Here is an 18,500-nt window from a genome sequence, read left to right on the forward strand (position 1 = left end):
TCAGTTACGGGGATGGAGACTGACACTCCGCCATCGCGAGCAAGCTCGCTCCCACAAGGGATCAGGCTGAATTTGGCCGCTGCCTCAGTGCCGATAAGGAATTCGCATGCATCCAACCTCGTCCACATTCCCCTTGAACGCCGCCGTCGAACGCGAGCTCAGTCCGCGTGCGGTCAGTACGGGAATCGTCCTCGGTATCCTGCTGACGCCTTCCAATGTCTATGCCGGGTTGAAGATCGGCTGGTCGTTCAATATGTCGATCATTGCCTTGCTGGTTGGCTATGGCATCTGGCAAGGCTTGGCGAGTCGATCGGTGGGGCGACTGCCCTGGACGCTGCACGAAAGCAACATCAACCAGACCGTGGCCTCTGCCGCTGCGTCGATCATTTCCGGTGGGCTGGTCGCGCCCATCCCGGCCTATACCTTGCTGACCGGCCAGCAGTTGGACGCCATTCCCATGGTGGCCTGGGTCTTTTCGGTGAGTTTCCTGGGGATTTGGATTGCCTGGTACCTGCGGCCCTCATTGCTCAATGACAAGGCGCTGAAATTTCCCGAGGGCATGGCGACCCTGGAAACCCTGCTGCATATCTATAACCACGGCCACGAAGCCGCGACGCGCTTGAAGGTGCTGCTCAGCGCCGCGTTGCTGTCCGGGCTGGTCAAGGCGGTCGACACCTTCATGTGGACCATCCCGCGCTGGTCTCCGAGCGCCCAACTGGAGCGCCTGACGTTTACCGCTGACCCTTCGCTGTTGTTAGTGGGGTTCGGCGGCATCATCGGTATTCGCGTGGGCCTGACCCTGCTGCTCGGTGCCTTGCTGGCGTGGGGCGGGTTGGCGCCGTGGCTGCTGGAACAAGGCTTGGTGCGGTTGCCGCACGGTAGCAGCGGCCCGCAGTTCGCGGCACTGGTGGAGTGGTTGCTCTGGCCAGGGGTGAGCCTGATGGTCTGCTCGACCCTGGCCTCGTTGGCGATTCGCTTGTGGGCATTGCACCGGTCCACCAAGGCGGGCGGCGGGGCGATCTGGACGATACCGAAGCCTGGGCCTGCCACTGGTTTTGTACTGTCGATCATCCTGGTGGTGAGCCTGCAAGTGCTGTTGTTCGGCATCAATCCGTGGATGGCCTTGTTGACCATTCCCTTGGCGATCTGTCTGGCGGCGGTGGCCGCCCGGGTGGTGGGCGCCACGGGCATTCCGCCGATCGGGGCCATCGGCCAATTGTCCCAGTTGAGCTTTGGCATCGTCGCGCCGGGGCAGGTGCCGATCAACCTGATGAGCGCCAACACCGCCGGTGGTTCGGCCGGGCAGTGCACCGACCTGATGAATGACTTCAAGGTCGGCCGGGCGATCGGCGCCACGCCTCGCAAGCAGCTGATCGCCCAGACCCTGGGGATTTTCGTCGGTAGCATCGTCGGGGTGTTGGCTTACCTGGCGCTGATCCCGGACCCGCAAACCATGCTGCTCACCGAAGAGTGGCCGGCCCCGGCGGTCGCCACCTGGAAGGCCGTGGCGCAAACCCTGACCCTGGGCCTGGACTCGTTGTCAGCGAGCATTCGCTGGGCGATTTTCATCGGCGGCCTGGTTGGCTTGCTGTTGGGAGTCCTCGACAGCCTGCTGCCGGCGCATCGGGCCCGGTACCTGCCAAGCACGGCGGCCTTGGGCCTGGCTTTCGTCTTGCCGGCCTCGGTGTCCCTGATGATGGCCCTCGGTGCGCTGTTGACATGGCTGGTGAGCTGTCGCTGGCCGAGCCTTACGGAACGCTTCGCCATCACCGCGGCGGCGGGGTTGATTGCCGGGGAGAGCATTACCGGGGTGGGGGCGTCGTTGTGGCAGATGCTTGGGAATGGGTGAGATGGAGTAACTATCGACGGTTGGTCTCGTCAATGCGATGGGCGCGCTTCAGAGTGGTGTGTATATCCGTTTCTGCGGTAACGGCTGCTTAGGGTTCCGCCCTTACGGCGGGTCACTTTTGGAAGAGCGCCAAAAGTAACCAAAAGCGCTTTGCCCCACCACTCGGCACCTCGCCTAGGCTCGGTGTGCCCTCACTCCGGCATTGCTCCGTGGGCCGCCGCGAAGGGCCATCCATGGCCCAGCGCGGCTACCTCGGCATCCATGCTGAGGTGCCCACTGCGCAATGCCTGCGTTCGGCCAGCGTGGTTTAACGGGGCGTCCAGATCAAGATCAAAAGCAAAGCAAGAGCGGGGCATGTCCAACATCTATGTGGCTGCGCCATCGCTATCGCGAGCAAGCTCGCTCCCACAAGGGATATTTAGCAAACACCAAACCGATATACACCCAAGATCACCTGTGGGAGCGAGCTTGCTCGCGATGAGGCCGGCATATCCAACATCACCGCAAACTGACACACCGCTTTCGCGAACAAGCCCGCTCCCACAGGAGAAACGCGGTCCCACCAAGAACCAGGTCGGCTACCAGGCCGCCTCGCGGTGGACGTTGATCTCGGGCGCCCCGTTAAACCACGCTGGCTGAACGAAGGTATTGCGCAGTGGGCAACCCGGCATGGATGTCGGGTTAGCCGCGCTGGGCCATGGATGGCCCTTCGCGGCGGGCCCACGGAGCAATGCCTTTGTTCAGGCATGCCGAGCCTAGGCGAGGCACCGAGTGGTGGGGCAAAGCGTTTTTGCTTACTTTTGGCGCTCTTCCAAAAGTGAGCCGCTGTAAGAGCGGAACCATAAGCGGCCGTTACCGCAGCAACGGATATACACACCAAAGCAACTAGACACCGAGCTTTCTCAAAAAAAACCAAAAAAAACGGCGCTTCCCATTTCTGAAAGAAGCGCCGTTTTTCCTAAGTGAACAGCATTACAGTCGTGCCGGGACGTTCAACCCCTCTCATGCAGTACGACCACCGAGCACTTCAGCCACCCAATCGGCAATGTACTGACCAGCATTGATACTGTTATCGAAACTCGAATGCTGCACGCCACCCTCACGTTCGGTGAAGACTTTCAGCTCGCGCTTCGGACTGTTGACCAACTGCTCGTAGGTACGGTGTGCCCACTTCAGCGGAATCTGCGAATCCTTTTCACCGTGGGTGACCAGGAAAGGCACCTTGATGCGATCCAGGATGCCGTCCAGATGAACATTCTCGGCGATGGCCATGAACTCATCGGTGTCTTTGGCGCCCCATACCCAGGCCACGTGCGACCAGTAATGCGGCACCGGGAAGCTGCCTTCCTTTTCCAGGCGACGCTTCTGTACATCACGCCAGTCATGGTTGGCACCCCACACCACGCCGCAAGCGAAGCGCGGCTCGAAGGCGACCGCGCGCGGGCAGTAGTAGCCGCCCAGTGACACACCTTCCAGTCCAATGCGTTTGGCATCGACATCGTCGCGGGTTTCCAGCCAGTCCACTACACGGCTGGCCCAATGCTCACTGTCGAAACGCGCCGTCAGGTGATGCAGGCGCAGTGCTTCGCCTGTGCCAGGCTGGTCGATGATCAACGACGACACGCCCCGTTTGGCCAGCCAGGCGGGCAGGCCGACGCGGTATTTCATTTCTTTGGTGGAATCCAGTCCATTGACCTGCACCAGAATCGGCGCTGGGCCGCTGACGCCTTCGGCACGGACCAGCAGGCCGGAAATGTGCTTGCCTTCGTAAGGGATTTCAACGCGCTCGCAGTTCTCTCGTGCCAGTTCGATACCGCGTTGGAAGGTGTGCAGAAAGCGCTGGTACAGCTCCGTGCGGCCAGGAGCGCCATGGGCCTGCAGGCGTTCGCAGCTCAGGTAGTAGGTGGCGGCGCGGTTGTATTTTTCCCCGGCAGACAACATTCGACCCTTGCCTTCGTCTTCTTCAGCCAGGCCGCACAGCTTGTCGGCCATGTTCGCCCAGGTCTCACGGAAGGCCTTGCTACCGGCGGCGTCCGGTTGTTTGGCGGCCTCCTGCAGCGGCGCGCACATCTCTTCGATTTCGCCGATGCGGGCGCCCATTTCAATGGCCAGGTCGACGGAAAGATTCCACACGTAGTTGGTCGGGAAGTAGCGGAACATGATTGTTATTGTCCTTGTGCAAGCAACGGCAGGCGGCCAGGTCCGGCGCGGGAATGGCCAGGCCTGACGGTTCGAAGCAGGCTAAGGGGAGGCCAATGGTTTGGCCAATCGCGAGTCGGGATGGGAGGTATTGCGAACGCTGATAGAGCGTGTGTGCGCCATGGCCTAAGGGTTTTCTTCTCACTGTTCAAGCCGCAAATCCGGATACCTATCATCGTACTTTGCGATTGCTCATAACGCAGGATGCGATTGGTGTCGTCGAGGTACGACTCATTAGAGTTGCGGCTACACCGCGCTATTGGTCGGAGTCCCTGGCGCGCACAACAACAAGAATAAGGTATCGGCAGATGAGTGAGTCCAAACCCGGCACAGCGATCAGCCTGGGCGCCAAGGGCAGGCTGTTTTTCCATGACCGTGCGAGGAGTCGGACATGCCTGTACTGAGCCGTGTGTTTGGCAATCTATCGGTGGGGGCCAAGCTGTCGCTGGGTTTCGGCCTGGTGCTGCTGGTGACGTTGGCGGTGGCGGTCACTGCTTTTCGTTCCCTGGGTGTGTTGCAGCAGCGCGGTGAACAGTCGCGTCAGGAGTCGTCGATCCAGGCACTGATCCTGCGTGCGCGTATCGCCGAGAAAGCATTCGCCCTGGACCTTGCTCCACAGCGCCTGGACCAGGTCCGCGAGGTGATCGGCACACTGAACCGGCAACTCGATGCTGAGCCCGCCAATAGCGCAGTACGCACGGCCGCTAGCACGTATCTGGAGCAGTTTCTCGGCTATGCCGATTCGTTGCGTCGGGCTCGGGAGGCGCGCTTGCGCATGCAGGCACTGGCGCAGACGGCTGGCGACAGTTTTACCCTGCTGTTTCTCGATCAACTGGATGTGCTCAACACCCGGTTGGGGCAGGGGACACCGCCGGACAGCGATCAGATGGTGCGGCTTGAGCAGACGGCCGCGTTGCGGGACAAACTCGCCAAACTGCGTGACAGCGAGCTGTACTACTCGCTCGATGGCGAGGAGCGTTACCGCAGCGACTGGGAAATGAGCATGAGTGACCTGCTGGCCGCCATGCAGGCACTGGATCTTGGCGAGCAGCAAGGCGAGTCGCTGCAGGAGGCGAGCACTGCCCTGGGCGACTACCGCAAGGCCTTCCGCGAGTTCGTCGACAGCCGTGGGCAAAGTGCGCAAAGCAGTGCGGCGATGAACGCGCAGACCGAGCAGGTAAGCAAGCTGCTGGCCCAGGCCGATGAGCAGCAAAGGCAGGCGGTCCTGGACGATAATCGCAATGCCGATCGCCAATTGGGTTTGATCACTGTTCTGGCACTCGCCTTGGGCATTGGCGCCAGCCTGCTGATCCGCCAGTTGATTGTGCAGCCGTTGCGCCAGGCCGTGCAGTTGGTCCAGCGCGTAGCGGCGGGGGACTTGAGTGATCCGCCGTCAGACAGTTGTCGTCGTGATGAGTTGGGCCAACTGTTGGGCACCGTGGGCAGTATGTTGGGCAGTCTGCGGGGATTGGTCGGGCGCATCGACCGAGGTGTCGGCTCGCTTAACGGCATGGCCGGCAGCTTGGCCGAAGTGACCTTGAGCAACAGCCGTGGTGTCGAACATCAACGCCAGGAAACCGAACTGGCCGCCACCGCCATGCAACAGATGGCCGCCACGGCGCAGGAGGTCGCGCGCAACGCGGGTGAGGCCAGCGAAGCGGTGGCGCATGCCGACCAACAAGCGCGTGAGGGCGATGAACTGGTGCGCCAGGCGGGTGGCAAGATCGACCATCTGGCCGTGGAGATGAGTGGTTGTGCCGAGGCCATGCGGTCTTTGCTGGTGGAGAGCGCGGCGATTGGTGGTGTGCTCGATGTCATCAAGGCGGTGGCCGAGCAGACCAACCTGCTGGCGCTCAACGCCGCCATCGAGGCCGCGCGGGCGGGGGAGCATGGTCGTGGCTTCGCTGTGGTCGCCGATGAGGTGCGTGGCCTGGCACGACGCACACAGCGCTCGACCACGGAAATCGAAGGGTTGATCGTTCGTCTGAGCAGTGTTGCCCAACAAGCCGCCGAGCGCTTGCAAGGCAGCCATGTGCTGAGCGATGAAACGGTGGTGCTTGCCGCACAAGCCTCCCAGGCACTGGCGCGGATTACCCGGGCGGTGTCCCGCATCGAGCAGATGAACCAGCAGATTGCCGCGGCTGCCGAGCAGCAGAGTGTGGTGGCCGAGCAAGTCAGCCAGAGCATGACGCGGGTGCGCGAAGTGGCCGAGGGCAGTGCCAGGGAAAGCCTGCAGCTGCAAGTCTCGACGGCCGATTTGCAACAGGTTGGCAGCGAGCTCAAGGCGGCCGTCGGGCACTTTCGTACCTGACCTCGCCCGCGAGCAATGGCTGCTACTACTGTTCCAGCTCGTTGATGATCTGACTGATTTTCGCCCGCAGCCAACGGTGCATCGGATCCCCCTCCATGGTCCGGTGCCAGAGCATGAACTCACGCATCACCGGGATTTTCACCGGTGGTTGCAGGATGCGCAACGGCAGGTAGTTGGCGTAGAGCCTGGCCATGCGCTGGAGCATGGTGGCGACGCGTTGGGTGCCGACGATCAGTTGCGGCAGGGTGTTGAAGTCGTGGGTCACCACTTCCATGCGGCGGGTGAAACCGTACTGGCTCATCAGCCATTCTTCGACGCTTAACTGCCGGTTGCGGCCAAAAATCACCGAGACATGGCCCATCTCGATGTACTGATCGAGGCTGATGCTGTCGCCCACTTGGGTGTTGCCGTCCCACACCACGCAAACATGCTCTTCTTCGAACAGCAACTGCGATGGGTGGCCTTCGATGAGATAGCGCTCAGGCACGATCATCATGTCGGCCTCGCCGCGCATCAGCAGCTCGGTGGACGTGTCGCCGGGGCCGAGCAGTTCGAAAGTGATGTGCGGGGCCTCCAGGGAGATTTTCTGGATCACCCGGGCAAACAGGACGCTGATCAGATAGTCCGACGTGATCAGGCGGAAATGGCGCTTGCTGGTGGCGGGGTCGAACACCGGTTTGGCGGTGATCGAGGACTGGATCGTCAGCAGTACCTGGCGCACGGGCGCCGCCAGTTCACGGGCATAGGGCGTGGGCTGCATCTTGCGCCCGACCTGCGCCAGCAGTTCATCTTCGAAGTAGAGGCGCAGCCTGCCCAGTACGCCGCTGGTGGCGGATTGGGTCATGTGCAGGCGTTCGGCGGCGCGGGTGATGTTCTGCTCTTCCAGTAACACATCAAGCGCCACCAGGAGATTGAGATCCAAGTGGTTAAAACGCATGGCGGTCTCGATTCTTGTATTTATTTTGTAAATACCTTCCGACCTTCCTATCGCGGCGTCAAGTCCTATGAGTGGGCGAATCGAGCGACGCCTGTTCGATTTTTCACGGCACTTGGCGCGGTGCAGCCAGGTATCGCATTTGCCGATAGGTCGCATCCCGACAAGCGATTAGTCAGTGCGTTTCTGCCCCTTCAGTATCGGCCCACAGTCGGTTGGCCGTGAGGCTTTATCGACTCCAAGACCAGCCTCGGCAGCGCTCCGCCTGGCACGGCTCCCGCAAGCGGGGTGCTGGCCTGCGCTGAATAATTACAATGGAGTGGTAACTCAATGAACATCATTGGCCTTGATGCCTTGATTTTTGGCGTCGACGATATTCAAGCTTGTACTCATTGCCTGCGTGACTACGGTCTGCTGCCTGTCGATGTCGACAGCGAGGGCGGTCGTTTTGAAGCCCTCGACGGCACTGCCGTGATTATCCGTCGTGCGGACGATGCCAGTCTGCCGGCGGCCATCGGGCCTGCGCCTTCGATTCGTGAAACCGTTTACGGCGTGGCCAGCGCGGCTGATCTTGAGGCCATCGCCGATGAGCTGGGGCGTGATCGCCTGGTGACCCGCGGTGCCGAGGGTTCCGTGCACAGTGTGGACGACATGGGCTTTGCCATTGGTTTCCAGATCAGTGTGCGGCGTGCGTACAGCGCGCCGGCGGACCTGACCAATGCGCCGGGCCATGCCCCCCAGCGCCCGGTCAACCAACCGGGCATCAGCCCCGATATGCAGGCCCTGCCGCGGACCCTGTCCCACGTGGTGTATTTCGTGCCGGATGCGGCCAAGGCCGAGGCCTTTTACAAACGCCTGGGCTTCGTGACCACCGACACCTTTGTTGGCGCGGGTCCGTTCATGCGTCCCGCCGGTTCCGATGACCATCACTGTTTGTTCATGATCCAGACGCCACCGCATATGAAGGGGTGCGAGCACTTCACCTTTCACATGGGCAGCGGCACGGAAGTGCTGTTGGCCGGGCGCCGCTTCGAGCAGCAAGGCTGGACCAGCTTCTGGGGACCGGGCCGTCACCTCTTTGGCTCCAACTGGTTCTGGTACTTCAACAGCCCGCTGGGCTGCCACATCGAATACGACGCAGACATGGACAAGCACGATGACGCCTGGCAAGCGCGGCAGGCGCCATTGTCGGCGGATAACTCGCAATTGTTCCTGTTCACTTCCCGGGAAAAATGGTTCCCCAGCGGCCCGCCGCCCAAGCAGGCCTGAGTGCGAATGTCGTCCATGAGTCACGACGCCATTGTTCTCTGTCACCTGGATGACGTGGTCGAAGGGCAAGCCCGTGGGTTCGATCCCCTGGGCACGGGGAAGGACAGCGTGTTCGCCCTGCGCCATGGCGGCGAGGTGCGGGTCTATCGCAACAGTTGCCCGCACCTGGCGGTGCGGCTGGAGTACCGCAAGGACCGTTTTCTCAGCGCCGATGGCAGCCAGATTGTCTGTTACGCCCACGGTGCCCGGTTCCTTCCAGACAGTGGCCTGTGTGTCTACGGGCCTTGCCTGGGGGAACGCCTGAGTGCGCTGCAATGGCATGCAGAGGCCGATTGGCTGGTGCTCGAAGCGGGTCAGTTGGAAGCGTGTGGACCTTAGTTAACGTATCGCGGTTGCTGATACATCGTATCCCTACATGCGATTAGTCAAACGCCTGCTTTGCCGAGAAAGTGAACACAACGCGGTAGCGAATGCGTGCAGAAACAGCCGGTCGTGAAGCCTGGGAACGCTCCGGCAGAACGCTTGCGTGAATAACAAGAATAAGAGTGAAACGAGCATGAACGCAGTGGAAAAGGTGCTTATCGTCGGTGGTGGTATCGGTGGCCTGTGTGCCGCAATCGCTTTGCGTCGCAAAGGCATCGTCGTCGACCTTGTCGAGCTCAAGGCACAGTGGACCGTCTACGGCGTTGGCATCATCCAGCAGAGTAACGTCGTGCGTGAGATGGCCAAGTTGGGTGTGCTGGACGGCTACCTGGACGCCGCCTACGCGTTCGAGGATCTGACCATCAATACCACGGCTGGTGAGCAGCTGGCGCGAATCCCCGGTCAGCGCCTGGCTGGCCCCGAGTATCCGGCCAATGTCGGTATTTCGCGCCTGGCCCTGCATCAAGTCCTCAGCGAAACCACCATTGCCCTGGGCGCCTCGATTCGCCTGGGCCTGAGCGTCGAGACGCTGGAGCAGGTGGGCGAGGGCGTTAATGTGCTGTTCACCGATGGCAGTCGCGGTCGTTACGACCTGGTCGTGGGCGCCGATGGCCTGTACTCGAAAATGCGCGGCTTGCTGTTCGGCGACCAGTACCCGCCGCGCTTCACCGGCCAGGCGGTGTGGCGCTACAACTTCCCGCGTGCCGCCGGGATCGATCATCTGGCCACCTTCCAGGGACCCGCCGGTAATGCCGGGCTGGTGCCGCTGGGTCGCGACCAGATGTACCTGTTCGTGACCTCCCACGAGCCCGCCAACCCGAGGATGGATGCCGCCACGCTGGCGACCCGGATGCGCCAGCGCCTGAGCGGCTTCACTGGGCTGATCGGCGAACTGCGCGAGCAAATAATCGACAGCGAACAGGTGGTCTACAAGCCGCTGGAGGTGGTGTTCGTCAGTGAGTCCTGGTACCGCGGCCGTGTCGTGTTGATTGGCGACGCGGTACACGCCACGACACCGCACCTGGGCCAGGGCGCCGGCATGGCCATTGAAGATGCCGTCGTGCTTGGCGAAGAGCTGGGCGCCGGTGGCAGCGTCGAACAGCAGCTCGAACGCTTTATGGCGCGCCGTTATGAGCGCTGCAAATTCATCAGTGAAAGCTCGGTGTTGGCCGGTGACAAGGAAATGGCCCACGACAGCGGCTTCGACCGGATCGGCCTGGTCAGGCGGATGCTCGAGGTCACGGCACAGCCCATCTGAGGCGCCGGCAAACCGAATTCGCTCTCCCATGGATGCTTCATGCCTGTGCAGGCTTGGCCCGGTTCGACTGCGGGCGCCGTTTCACCAGAAGAGCTGACATACAACAACAATAAAGAGGGTTACTTCGATGGCTACTCGCAAGATCGCTGCGTCGCGGCGCGTCCCCTTCACCCTGACCCTTGCGGCCAGCCTGGGGCTTGGCGCCTCGGCCGCCCAGGCCTTTCAGATCGATACCGGCAACCCCGATCTCAGCTTGCGCTGGGACAACACGCTGAAGTACAGCGCGGCCTGGCGCCTGAAGGACCCCAGCAGCAAGCTCAGCGAAGGGCAGACGGCGTTGAACCAGAATGACGGCGATCACAATTTCGGCAAGGGGCTGATCTCCAATCGCCTGGATATTCTTTCCGAACTGGACATCGGTTATCACAACTTCGGTGCCCGCCTGAGCGGTGCCGCCTGGTATGACACTGTCTACCAGGACCGCAACGACAATAACGACGCGGCCAGTGCCAACCAGCGTTCGGTGGGCTTCGATGAATTCACCAGCGACACCCGTCATCTGCATGGCGGCGACGGCGAACTGCTGGATGCCTTTGTCTACTGGAACGGTGAGCTGGCCGACCGCTCCTTGTCGGTTCGCGCGGGGCGCCACGGCCTGATCTGGGGCGAGAGCCTGTTCTTCGGCGGCAACGGCATTGCCGGTGCCATGGCGCCGGTGGACGTGGTCAAGGCGCAATCGGTACCCAATACCCAGTTCAAGGAAATCACCCGGCCGGTCAATCAGCTCTCGACCGCCTACCAACTGACCGACGATGTGTCATTGGGCGCCTTCTACCAGCTGGAGTGGGAGGCCACCCGCTTGCCGGGCGCCGGCAGCTATTTCTCCACCAGCGATACCATCGGTGAAGGCAATGAGCGGCTGATCACTGGCGGGCCATTCCCGGATTTCCTTGGCGGCAATGCCAACAGCCCGGCAGCGTTTTTCCATGGCAAGGACAAGAAAGCCAGGAGCTCCGGCCAAGGCGGCCTGCAGCTCAAGTACAACACCGGGACGGCGGATTACGGCCTGTACGCGCTGCAGTATCACGAGAAAACGCCCACGTTGTATTTGAAACCGAATGCCACCGGGCCGAACTTCAGTACCGGGCAAGTCGGCGAATATTCCTGGGTTTACCCGGAAGACATCCGTGTCCTGGGCGCCAGTTTTGCCACAACTGTCGACGAGTACAGCTTTGCCGGTGAGGCGTCCATGCGCTGGAACATGCCGTTGGTGTCCAACGCCCAGACCGTCCTGGCGGGCGTCGATGCGGACAACAATGATGACGCCTTGTACGCCGTCGGCCGGACGGCTCACGTCAACCTCAACGTCCTGGCATCGCTGGGCCCTTCCTTCGTCGCCAATGAGGCCAGCCTGGTCGGGGAGATCGCCTGGAACCGCTTGCTGGCCGTGACCAGGAACCGCGCCGCCCTCGATCCTAACGCCACCGATGACGGCCTGGGCTTGAAGCTGGTGTACACGCCCACCTATCGCCAGTTTTTCCCAGGCGTCGATATCAGCGTGCCAGTGGGCATCAGCTACTTCCCCATGGGCAAGTCGGCGGTGATCAGCGGGTTCGGCCCCGATAGAGGAGGGGACATGAACATCGGCGTCTCCGCCACCTACCTGGACCAAGTGACCGTGGGGCTGACCTACACCCACTTCTACGGTCCCGAGGACACCAGCCTCAACGCCGCCAACCAGTTCAACTACAAGCAGTCGTTGAAGGACCGGGACTACCTGGCTTTCTCCGTCAAGACCACGTTCTAAGAGGATTTGCGCATGACCATTCAGTTCACTCTAAAGGCCTTGTGCTTAACCCTGCTGGCCGCCACCGCGCCGATGACCCTGGCCGCCAGCGCTGAACAAGCGGCCGCGCTGGGCAAGACCCTGACACCCTTCGGTGCCGAGAAGGCGGGCAATGCTGACGGCAGCATTCCGGCCTGGGACGGTGGCTACACCAAGGTCGATCCAGGCTATGTTCCGGGCGGCAAACGTGGCGATCCGTTTGCCGCGGACAAACCCTTGTACAGCATCACCGCCCAGAACCTGGCCAAGTACGCCGACAAGCTCAGCGACGGCACCAAGGAGCTGTTCAAGCGTTTCCCGGACACCTATCGCATCGATGTCTATCCGACCCGGCGCACAGCCGCCGCGCCGCAGTGGGTCTATGACAACACGCTCAAGAACGCGACCCGGGCCAAACTGGTCGACAGCAGCGCCGGCCTGATCCCCGACGGCGCCTATGGCGGGATCCCGTTTCCGATTCCACAGAACGGTACCGAAGCCATCTGGAACCACCTGCTGAACTGGCGCGGCACCTCGGTGGCGGCGCATTTTCGCCACTACCTGATGACGGCCGACGGCAACCAGGTGATGACCAGCGACGGCCTGTTGACCCAGGAGATGCCCTACTACTTCGAGGAGGGCGGTCCTGAAAACTATTCGGGCGACTACTGGCAGGTGCACTTTGTCAATTCCGGCCCGGCGATTCGTGCCGGCGAACAGATCCTGGGGCGTGAGAACATCAACGGCGAAAAATCCCAGGCCCATGTCTATCTGGCCGGTCAGCGCCGGGTGCGCACGCTGCCCAACGCCTGCTGCGATACACCGACGCCGTCCACCGCCGGGGTCATGTCCTTCGACGAACTGTTCGTGTGGCAGGGCCGTACGGACCGGTTCGACTGGAAACTGGTGGGCAAGCAGGAAATGTACGTTCCCTACAACACCAACAAGGTGCAGACCGCTGCCCAGCCGCAAGACCTGTTCGCCAAGCACCATCTGAATCCTGACTACGTGCGTTGGGAGTTGCACCGCGTCTGGGTCGTCGAGTCGACGTTGGCCGCCGGTAAGCGTCACCAGTTGCCCAAAGGCCGCTACTACCTCGACGAAGACACCTGGCAAGCCCTGCTCGGCGACCGTTGGGACGCCAGCGGTCAACTGGCCAAGACCCTCTGGTCCCTGCCTTCCGTACTGCCCGACCTGCCAGGCCTGGTGCAACTGTCTGCCGGTTTTTATGACCTGACTTCGGGGGCGTGGTTTATCCAGAACGTCTACGCCGGATTGCCGGATCAGTATCACGCGGTCGATCGCTACAAGGCCTCGGAGTTCTCGCCAGCGGCGATGGCCGGTCGTGGCGTGCGTTGAGTCTGAGCTGAGCGTGAAGGGCAGGCCTGTCGGTCTTCCCTTGGGGTGCGAGTGTTTTTCCGAGGTTAGGTTATGAACAGAATCAGTCAGGCGGGCGCTGTGCTCTTGGCCCTGTATTTGCCCTTCGCCACCAGCGATTGCCTGGCAGGGCCGACTGCCGTGGGCGCGCCGTTGAGCACCCCGGCCATGCCGGTGCCGGCGGCGCAGAAGAGCGTATTGATCGATCTGGCGCGGGCCGGCACACGTCTGGTGGCGGTGGGCGAGCGCGGCCTGGTGCTGCTCTCCGATGACAACGGGCAAAGCTGGCGCCAGGCCCCGGTACCGGTTTCGGTCAGCCTGACGGCGGTGCAGTTTGTCGATGCGCGCAATGGCTGGGCAGTGGGTCACGCTGGCGTGGTATTGGTCACCCGCGATGGTGGCGAGCACTGGACGCTGCAACTCGACGGTGCGCGTGCGGCTCAGCTCGAACTGGACGCAGCCAAGGCTGACCAGGCCACCGCTGCCAACCCGGATGACGCATTGGTACGCGTACAAAGTGCCGAGCGTCTCGTTGCCGATGGCGCTGACAAACCCTTCCTGGCACTCGAATTCATCGATGCACAACACGGGCTGATCGTCGGTGCCTACGGCCTGGCGCTGTGGACCGCGGACGGCGGCGCCACGTGGCAGTCGCTGATGGGGCACATCGCCAACCCGAACGGGATGCACTTGTATGCCATCAGTCATCAGGATACGCGCTGGTTCCTGGCTGGCGAGCAGGGTTACCTGGCGTGCTCGGATGACGACGCGGTTTCGTTCAACCAGTTGGAAAGCCCCTATGAAGGCAGTTTCTTCACCTTGCAGAGCCGCGCCGATGGCGCCCTGTTGGTGGGTGGCCTGAGGGGCAATGCCTTTATCTCCAATGACGGTGGCGCCAGCTTCCAGCACCTGTCTGTCCCTCTGCCGATTTCTTTCAACGACGCCACCCGCCTGGCCGGCGGCCAAGTGCTGCTGGTCAACCAGGGGGGCGCGCTGTTTCTCAATGGTGAGCAGACCGGGGCGACGCTGCAGTCACTGGGCGAGCCCTTGGGCAAACCTGTTTCAAGTGTGATCGAGGCCGCCGATGGCAGCTTGATCGTTGCCGGTTTCACCGGGCTGCAGCGTCTTGCGCAGCCATCCACTGCCGCTTCGGAGTGAGGTTATGACGTCCCCTGGAAATTTTTCCCAGTCCCCCGCGAATGCGTTCGAAGACTTTGATCCGCGTTCCGGTTCGGTGCTCGAGCGAGCCCTCTTCAACCATCGCCTGTGGGTGTTGCTGCTGTGCCTGGCGACCACGCTGGTGCTGGGTTGGCAGTCCAGTCGTGTCGAGCTCAATGCCAGTTTCGAAAAAATGATTCCCACCCATCAGCCCTATATCGCCAACTACCTTGAGCACCAGAAGGAACTGAGCGGGCTGGGTAATTCGGTGCGCATCGCGGTGGTCAACAAGCGGGGCGACATCTACGACAGCGCCTACCTCAAGACGCTGCAGGCGTTGAGCGACAAGATCTATCTGCTGCCCGGTGTCGACCGTGCGTACATGAAGTCGCTCTGGACACCGGCCACGCGCTGGGTGGCGGTGACCGAAGCGGGCCTGGACGGTGGGCCGGTCATTCCGGATAACTACGATGGCGGCGCTGCGAGCCTGGCGGCATTGCGGCGCAATGTGCAACTGTCCAACGAAATCGGCCAGTTGGTGGCGTTCGACCAGGCCTCGAGCATCATCCAGGTACCGCTGCTGCAGCGCACCCCCGATGGCCAGCCGTTGGACTACACCCGGCTGTCGCAACAACTCGAATCGCTGCGCAGCCAGTACCAGAGCGACAGCATCGACATTCGTATCACCGGTTTCGCCAAGAAAGTCGGTGACCTGATCGCCGGCCTGCGGCAGATCCTGGTGTTCTTTGCCGTGGCGATCCTGATCACCGCCGTGGTGCTCTACTGGTACACCCGCTGCATTCGCAGCACCTTGCTGGTGGTGTTCTGCTCGCTGGTGGCGGTGGTCTGGCAGCTCGGCCTGCTGCCGCTGTTGGGCTATCAACTGGACCCCTATTCGGTGCTGGTGCCGTTCCTGGTGTTTGCCATTGGCATGAGCCATGGCGCCCAGAAGATGAACGGCATCATGCAGGACATCGGTCGTGGCATGCACCGTGTGGTCGCCGCACGCTTCACCTTCCGCCGCCTGTTTCTCGCCGGTCTCACCGCGCTGCTGTGTGATGCGGTCGGCTTTGCGGTGCTGATGATCATCAAGATCCAGGTGATCCAGGACCTGGCGATGATCGCCAGTATCGGTGTGGCCGTGCTGATCTTCACCAATTTGATCCTGCTGCCGGTCCTGCTCTCCTACGTGGGCGTCAGCCGCCGTGCCGCGCGACTGAGCCTGAAAAGCGAGCACGCTGAACAGGCCGGTCAGAGTCGCCACGGGTTCTGGCGCTTTCTCGACCTGTTCACCCAGCGGCGCTGGGCGGCGTTGTGCATCGCCCTGAGCCTGGCACTGGCGACGCTCGGCTTCATCGTCAGCCTGCAATTGAAGGTTGGGGATCTGGACGCAGGCGCGCCCGAGCTGCGGGCGGACTCGCGCTACAACCAGGATGACGCGTTCCTGACCCGTCATTACGGCGCCAGCAGCGATCTGTTCGCGGTCATGATCAAGACGCCAGCCAGCGCCTGTTCGCGCTACGACATCCTGCGCAAGGTCGACGCGCTCGACTGGCAGTTGCGCACCTTGCCTGGGGTCGATTCGACCAACTCGCTGGCGCTGCTTAACCGCCGGATGCTGGTGGGTCTGAGCGAAGGCAGCCCGAAGTGGTATGAGCTGCAGAACAACCAGGCGATGCTCAACATGGTCACCGCTGGGGCGCCGCGCGGGTTGTACAACGAAGACTGCAGCCTGCTGACGCTGTACGTCTACCTCTCCGACCACAAGGCGCAAACCCTGAGTCGCCTGGTGGATCACGTCGAGCAATTCGCCGCGGCGAACAATACCGACGACGTCCAGTTCCTGCTGGCTGCGGGCAATGCCGGGATCGAGGCCGCGACCAACATCGTCGTCAAGCAGGCCAACCGCGAAATGCTGTTCTGGGTCTACGGCGCCGTGATCCTGCTCTGCCTGATCACCTTCCGCTCCTGGCGCGCCACGATCTGTGCGGTGATCCCGCTGATGCTCACATCGATCCTCTGTGAGGCGCTGATGGTCTGGCTGAACATCGGCGTCAAGGTTGCGACCCTGCCGGTGATCGCCCTCGGCGTGGGCATCGGCGTCGACTACGCGCTGTACGTGATGAGCATCCTGCTCGGTCATATGCGCCAGGGCACCAGCCTGTCGCAGGCGTACTACCGGGCACTGCTGTCCACCGGCAAGGTGGTGATGCTGACCGGTGTGACCCTGGCGATCGGCGTGGCCACGTGGATGTTTTCGCCGATCAAGTTCCAGGCCGACATGGGCGTGCTGCTGGCCTTCATGTTCGTCTGGAACATGGTCGGTGCGCTGGTGCTGTTGCCGGCCCTGGCTCACTTCCTGTTGCCGAGCAAACGTGTCAGCACGGGGCAGGCCGAGGCCATACCCAACCACCCGACGAGCCTGCCGCTGATGCCGGCCGTAGCCGAGGAGGGGGCCTGCGTGAAGCACTCGCTGCGCCTGGCTTCGGGACACGATCAAACGACAACCGCCGCCAATCCCGTCGCCTCATAACAACAAGAAAGGACTTTCCCATGCCTCGCGTATCGCTGTTCCAGCAGTCTTTATGGATTGACCTTATCGCCGGCCTGAGTGCCTTCGGCATGGCGTTCTGCGCGGCCCAACCCGCGGAGGTGCACGATGAGCGTTGAGCGCCAGGCAGGTTTGCCACAGTCGTTGTTGCTGCTACTCGGCAGTTGCCTGCCGGTGCTCGGTGCGGTGCTGCTGGCTCCCATCCTGCCGCGTATGCAGGAGCACTTCGCCGACACGCCGGGTGTGGCCGTGCTGGTGCCCATTGCCCTGACGCTACCGGCATTGATGATTGCGCTGTTGGCACCCGTGGCCGGGATCATCGCCGACCGACTGGGGCGCAAGCCGTTGCTGATCGGTGCGATGTTTCTCTACACCGTCTGTGGGGTGCTGCCGCTATGGCTGGAGTCGCTAGAGGTCATCGTGATCAGCCGCGCCGGCATCGGTGTGGCCGAAGCGGCGATCATGACCTGCTGCACCACGATGATGGGCGACTACTACAGCGGTGCGCGGCGTGAGCGCATGTTCGCCCTGCAAATGGTTGCGACCTCGTTGTCGGCGGCGATTTTCATTGCCGTCGGTGGTGTGCTCGGCGAGCACGGCTGGCGCACGCCGTTTGCCCTGTATGGGCTGGGGCTGGTGTTTCTGCCGCTGATGGTCTGGTTGCTGTGGGAGCCGCGGGCGCAGGTCGTCACCGCGACAACCGCGGCAGGCAGGGCATTCCCCTGGCGCCCCCTGGCACCGTTGTATGCCCTGGCATTCCTGGCGGGCTTGAGCCTGTTCATCGTGCCGGTACAAGTCGGTTACCTGCTCAACCTGCTGCATGTCGAAGGTTCGCAGCAGATCGGCATGACCATGGGCGCCAGTCAGTTTGGCGTCCTGGTCGGCGCCCTGAGTTTTCGTCTGTTGCGTGGTGTCCCTGCGCACCGGCAGATGCTCCTGGCCTTCGTCGCGGCCGGTATCGGTGGCGCTCTGCTGGCGGTGGCCAACAGTCATGGGCTGGTGGTGATCGCCGTCCTGGTCAACGGCCTGGGCATCGGTCTGATGATGCCGACCCTGCTCACCTGGATCATGAGCCAGGTCGACTTCCAGCAACGCGGCCGCGCCGCCGGCGGCTTCACGGCGATGTTCTTTGCCGGTGAGTTCGCCAGCCCGCTGGTGGTGCTGGCGATCACCGGGGGAATGATCAGCGCTTTGCCCTCCGCACTGGGAATCGTCGCGGGCGTTCAACTCTTGGTGGCCCTGGCCTGCATTCGGTTGCGTGGCCGCAGGTCAGCTTTTCCCGCTGCGGTGGCCGCAGACGCTGATCGCTGATCTGCCCATTCGACGCTTCATCAAAATAAGAAAAC

General features: G+C 62.2%; 12 protein-coding genes and 1 pseudogene. 11 read left to right on the forward strand and 2 right to left on the reverse strand.

Features of this window, described 5'->3' with window-relative positions; all coding sequences use genetic code 11:
- Nucleotides 1-106: 106 nt before the first annotated feature.
- On the forward strand, nucleotides 107-1,849 hold the full coding sequence (locus QMK47_RS12190) for an OPT family oligopeptide transporter (RefSeq protein ID WP_320390270.1): 1,743 nt from the start codon (nucleotides 107-109) through the stop codon (nucleotides 1,847-1,849).
- A gap of 1,002 nt (nucleotides 1,850-2,851) precedes the next feature.
- Here the strand turns inward: QMK47_RS12190 and QMK47_RS12195 are convergent.
- Complete coding sequence (locus tag QMK47_RS12195; RefSeq protein ID WP_018600356.1) at nucleotides 2,852-4,009, reverse strand: alpha/beta hydrolase family protein; 1,158 nt, start codon at nucleotides 4,007-4,009, stop codon at nucleotides 2,852-2,854.
- A gap of 1,195 nt (nucleotides 4,010-5,204) precedes the next feature.
- On the opposite strand from QMK47_RS12195, the pseudogene QMK47_RS28720 reads away from it, so the two are divergent.
- Both QMK47_RS28720 and QMK47_RS28725 read left to right on the forward strand, forming a co-directional pair.
- Nucleotides 5,205-5,501, forward strand: a pseudogene (locus tag QMK47_RS28720) (HAMP domain-containing protein); the annotation flags it as partial.
- Nucleotides 5,502-5,558: 57 nt separating this feature from the next.
- Nucleotides 5,559-6,359: a methyl-accepting chemotaxis protein gene (locus tag QMK47_RS28725; RefSeq protein ID WP_408980862.1), complete on the forward strand. Its 801-nt coding sequence runs from the start codon at nucleotides 5,559-5,561 to the stop codon at nucleotides 6,357-6,359.
- 25 nt (nucleotides 6,360-6,384) lie between these two features.
- On the opposite strand, the gene QMK47_RS12205 is transcribed toward QMK47_RS28725, so the two are convergent.
- On the reverse strand, nucleotides 6,385-7,296 hold the full coding sequence (locus QMK47_RS12205) for a LysR family transcriptional regulator (protein WP_253473635.1): 912 nt from the start codon (nucleotides 7,294-7,296) through the stop codon (nucleotides 6,385-6,387).
- 327 nt (nucleotides 7,297-7,623) lie between these two features.
- Between QMK47_RS12205 and QMK47_RS12210 the strand changes: the two genes are divergently transcribed.
- The 8 genes from QMK47_RS12210 to QMK47_RS12245 all read left to right on the forward strand — a co-directional run bounded on the left by QMK47_RS12210 (nucleotide 7,624) and on the right by QMK47_RS12245 (nucleotide 18,465).
- The gene (locus tag QMK47_RS12210; RefSeq protein ID WP_253473638.1) at nucleotides 7,624-8,562 is read left to right on the forward strand and encodes a VOC family protein; all 939 of its coding nucleotides are present in this window, start codon (nucleotides 7,624-7,626) and stop codon (nucleotides 8,560-8,562) included.
- 15 nt (nucleotides 8,563-8,577) lie between these two features.
- Complete coding sequence (locus QMK47_RS12215) at nucleotides 8,578-8,940, forward strand: Rieske (2Fe-2S) protein (protein ID WP_258691226.1); 363 nt, start codon at nucleotides 8,578-8,580, stop codon at nucleotides 8,938-8,940.
- Nucleotides 8,941-9,118: 178 nt separating this feature from the next.
- A complete protein-coding gene (locus tag QMK47_RS12220) occupies nucleotides 9,119-10,243 on the forward strand; it encodes an FAD-dependent oxidoreductase (protein ID WP_320390271.1) in 1,125 nt (374 codons plus the stop codon).
- A 127-nt stretch (nucleotides 10,244-10,370) separates the two neighbouring features.
- A complete protein-coding gene (locus QMK47_RS12225; protein ID WP_024618264.1) occupies nucleotides 10,371-12,050 on the forward strand; it encodes a DUF1302 domain-containing protein in 1,680 nt (559 codons plus the stop codon).
- Nucleotides 12,051-12,062: 12 nt separating this feature from the next.
- Nucleotides 12,063-13,427, forward strand: coding sequence for a DUF1329 domain-containing protein (locus QMK47_RS12230; RefSeq protein ID WP_024618265.1), 1,365 nt, complete (start codon nucleotides 12,063-12,065; stop codon nucleotides 13,425-13,427).
- 72 nt (nucleotides 13,428-13,499) lie between these two features.
- Entirely contained in the window at nucleotides 13,500-14,603 is a 1,104-nt protein-coding gene (locus QMK47_RS12235) for a WD40/YVTN/BNR-like repeat-containing protein (RefSeq protein WP_320390272.1), read from the forward strand.
- Nucleotides 14,604-14,607: 4 nt separating this feature from the next.
- The gene (locus tag QMK47_RS12240) at nucleotides 14,608-17,136 is read left to right on the forward strand and encodes an efflux RND transporter permease subunit (protein WP_258690906.1); all 2,529 of its coding nucleotides are present in this window, start codon (nucleotides 14,608-14,610) and stop codon (nucleotides 17,134-17,136) included.
- A gap of 126 nt (nucleotides 17,137-17,262) precedes the next feature.
- Nucleotides 17,263-18,465: an MFS transporter gene (locus QMK47_RS12245; protein WP_258690907.1), complete on the forward strand. Its 1,203-nt coding sequence runs from the start codon at nucleotides 17,263-17,265 to the stop codon at nucleotides 18,463-18,465.
- Nucleotides 18,466-18,500 lie beyond the last annotated feature (35 nt).

The organism is Pseudomonas sp. P9_35, assembly GCF_034008205.1.
In the GTDB taxonomy this organism is placed as follows: Bacteria; Pseudomonadota; Gammaproteobacteria; order Pseudomonadales; family Pseudomonadaceae; genus Aquipseudomonas; species Aquipseudomonas kilonensis.

Excerpts from the sequence above, each read along its gene's own strand:
- QMK47_RS12190 (WP_320390270.1), top strand. The coding sequence starts at position 107 with ATGCATCCAACCTCGTCCACATTCCCCTTGAACGCCGCCGTCGAACGC.
- QMK47_RS12195 (WP_018600356.1), bottom strand. The coding sequence starts at position 4,009 with ATGTTCCGCTACTTCCCGACCAACTACGTGTGGAATCTTTCCGTCGAC.
- QMK47_RS28725 (WP_408980862.1), top strand. The coding sequence starts at position 5,559 with ATGGCCGGCAGCTTGGCCGAAGTGACCTTGAGCAACAGCCGTGGTGTC.
- QMK47_RS12205 (WP_253473635.1), bottom strand. The coding sequence starts at position 7,296 with ATGCGTTTTAACCACTTGGATCTCAATCTCCTGGTGGCGCTTGATGTG.
- QMK47_RS12210 (WP_253473638.1), top strand. The coding sequence starts at position 7,624 with ATGAACATCATTGGCCTTGATGCCTTGATTTTTGGCGTCGACGATATT.
- QMK47_RS12215 (WP_258691226.1), top strand. The coding sequence starts at position 8,578 with ATGAGTCACGACGCCATTGTTCTCTGTCACCTGGATGACGTGGTCGAA.
- QMK47_RS12220 (WP_320390271.1), top strand. The coding sequence starts at position 9,119 with ATGAACGCAGTGGAAAAGGTGCTTATCGTCGGTGGTGGTATCGGTGGC.
- QMK47_RS12225 (WP_024618264.1), top strand. The coding sequence starts at position 10,371 with ATGGCTACTCGCAAGATCGCTGCGTCGCGGCGCGTCCCCTTCACCCTG.
- QMK47_RS12230 (WP_024618265.1), top strand. The coding sequence starts at position 12,063 with ATGACCATTCAGTTCACTCTAAAGGCCTTGTGCTTAACCCTGCTGGCC.
- QMK47_RS12235 (WP_320390272.1), top strand. The coding sequence starts at position 13,500 with ATGAACAGAATCAGTCAGGCGGGCGCTGTGCTCTTGGCCCTGTATTTG.
- QMK47_RS12240 (WP_258690906.1), top strand. The coding sequence starts at position 14,608 with ATGACGTCCCCTGGAAATTTTTCCCAGTCCCCCGCGAATGCGTTCGAA.
- QMK47_RS12245 (WP_258690907.1), top strand. The coding sequence starts at position 17,263 with ATGAGCGTTGAGCGCCAGGCAGGTTTGCCACAGTCGTTGTTGCTGCTA.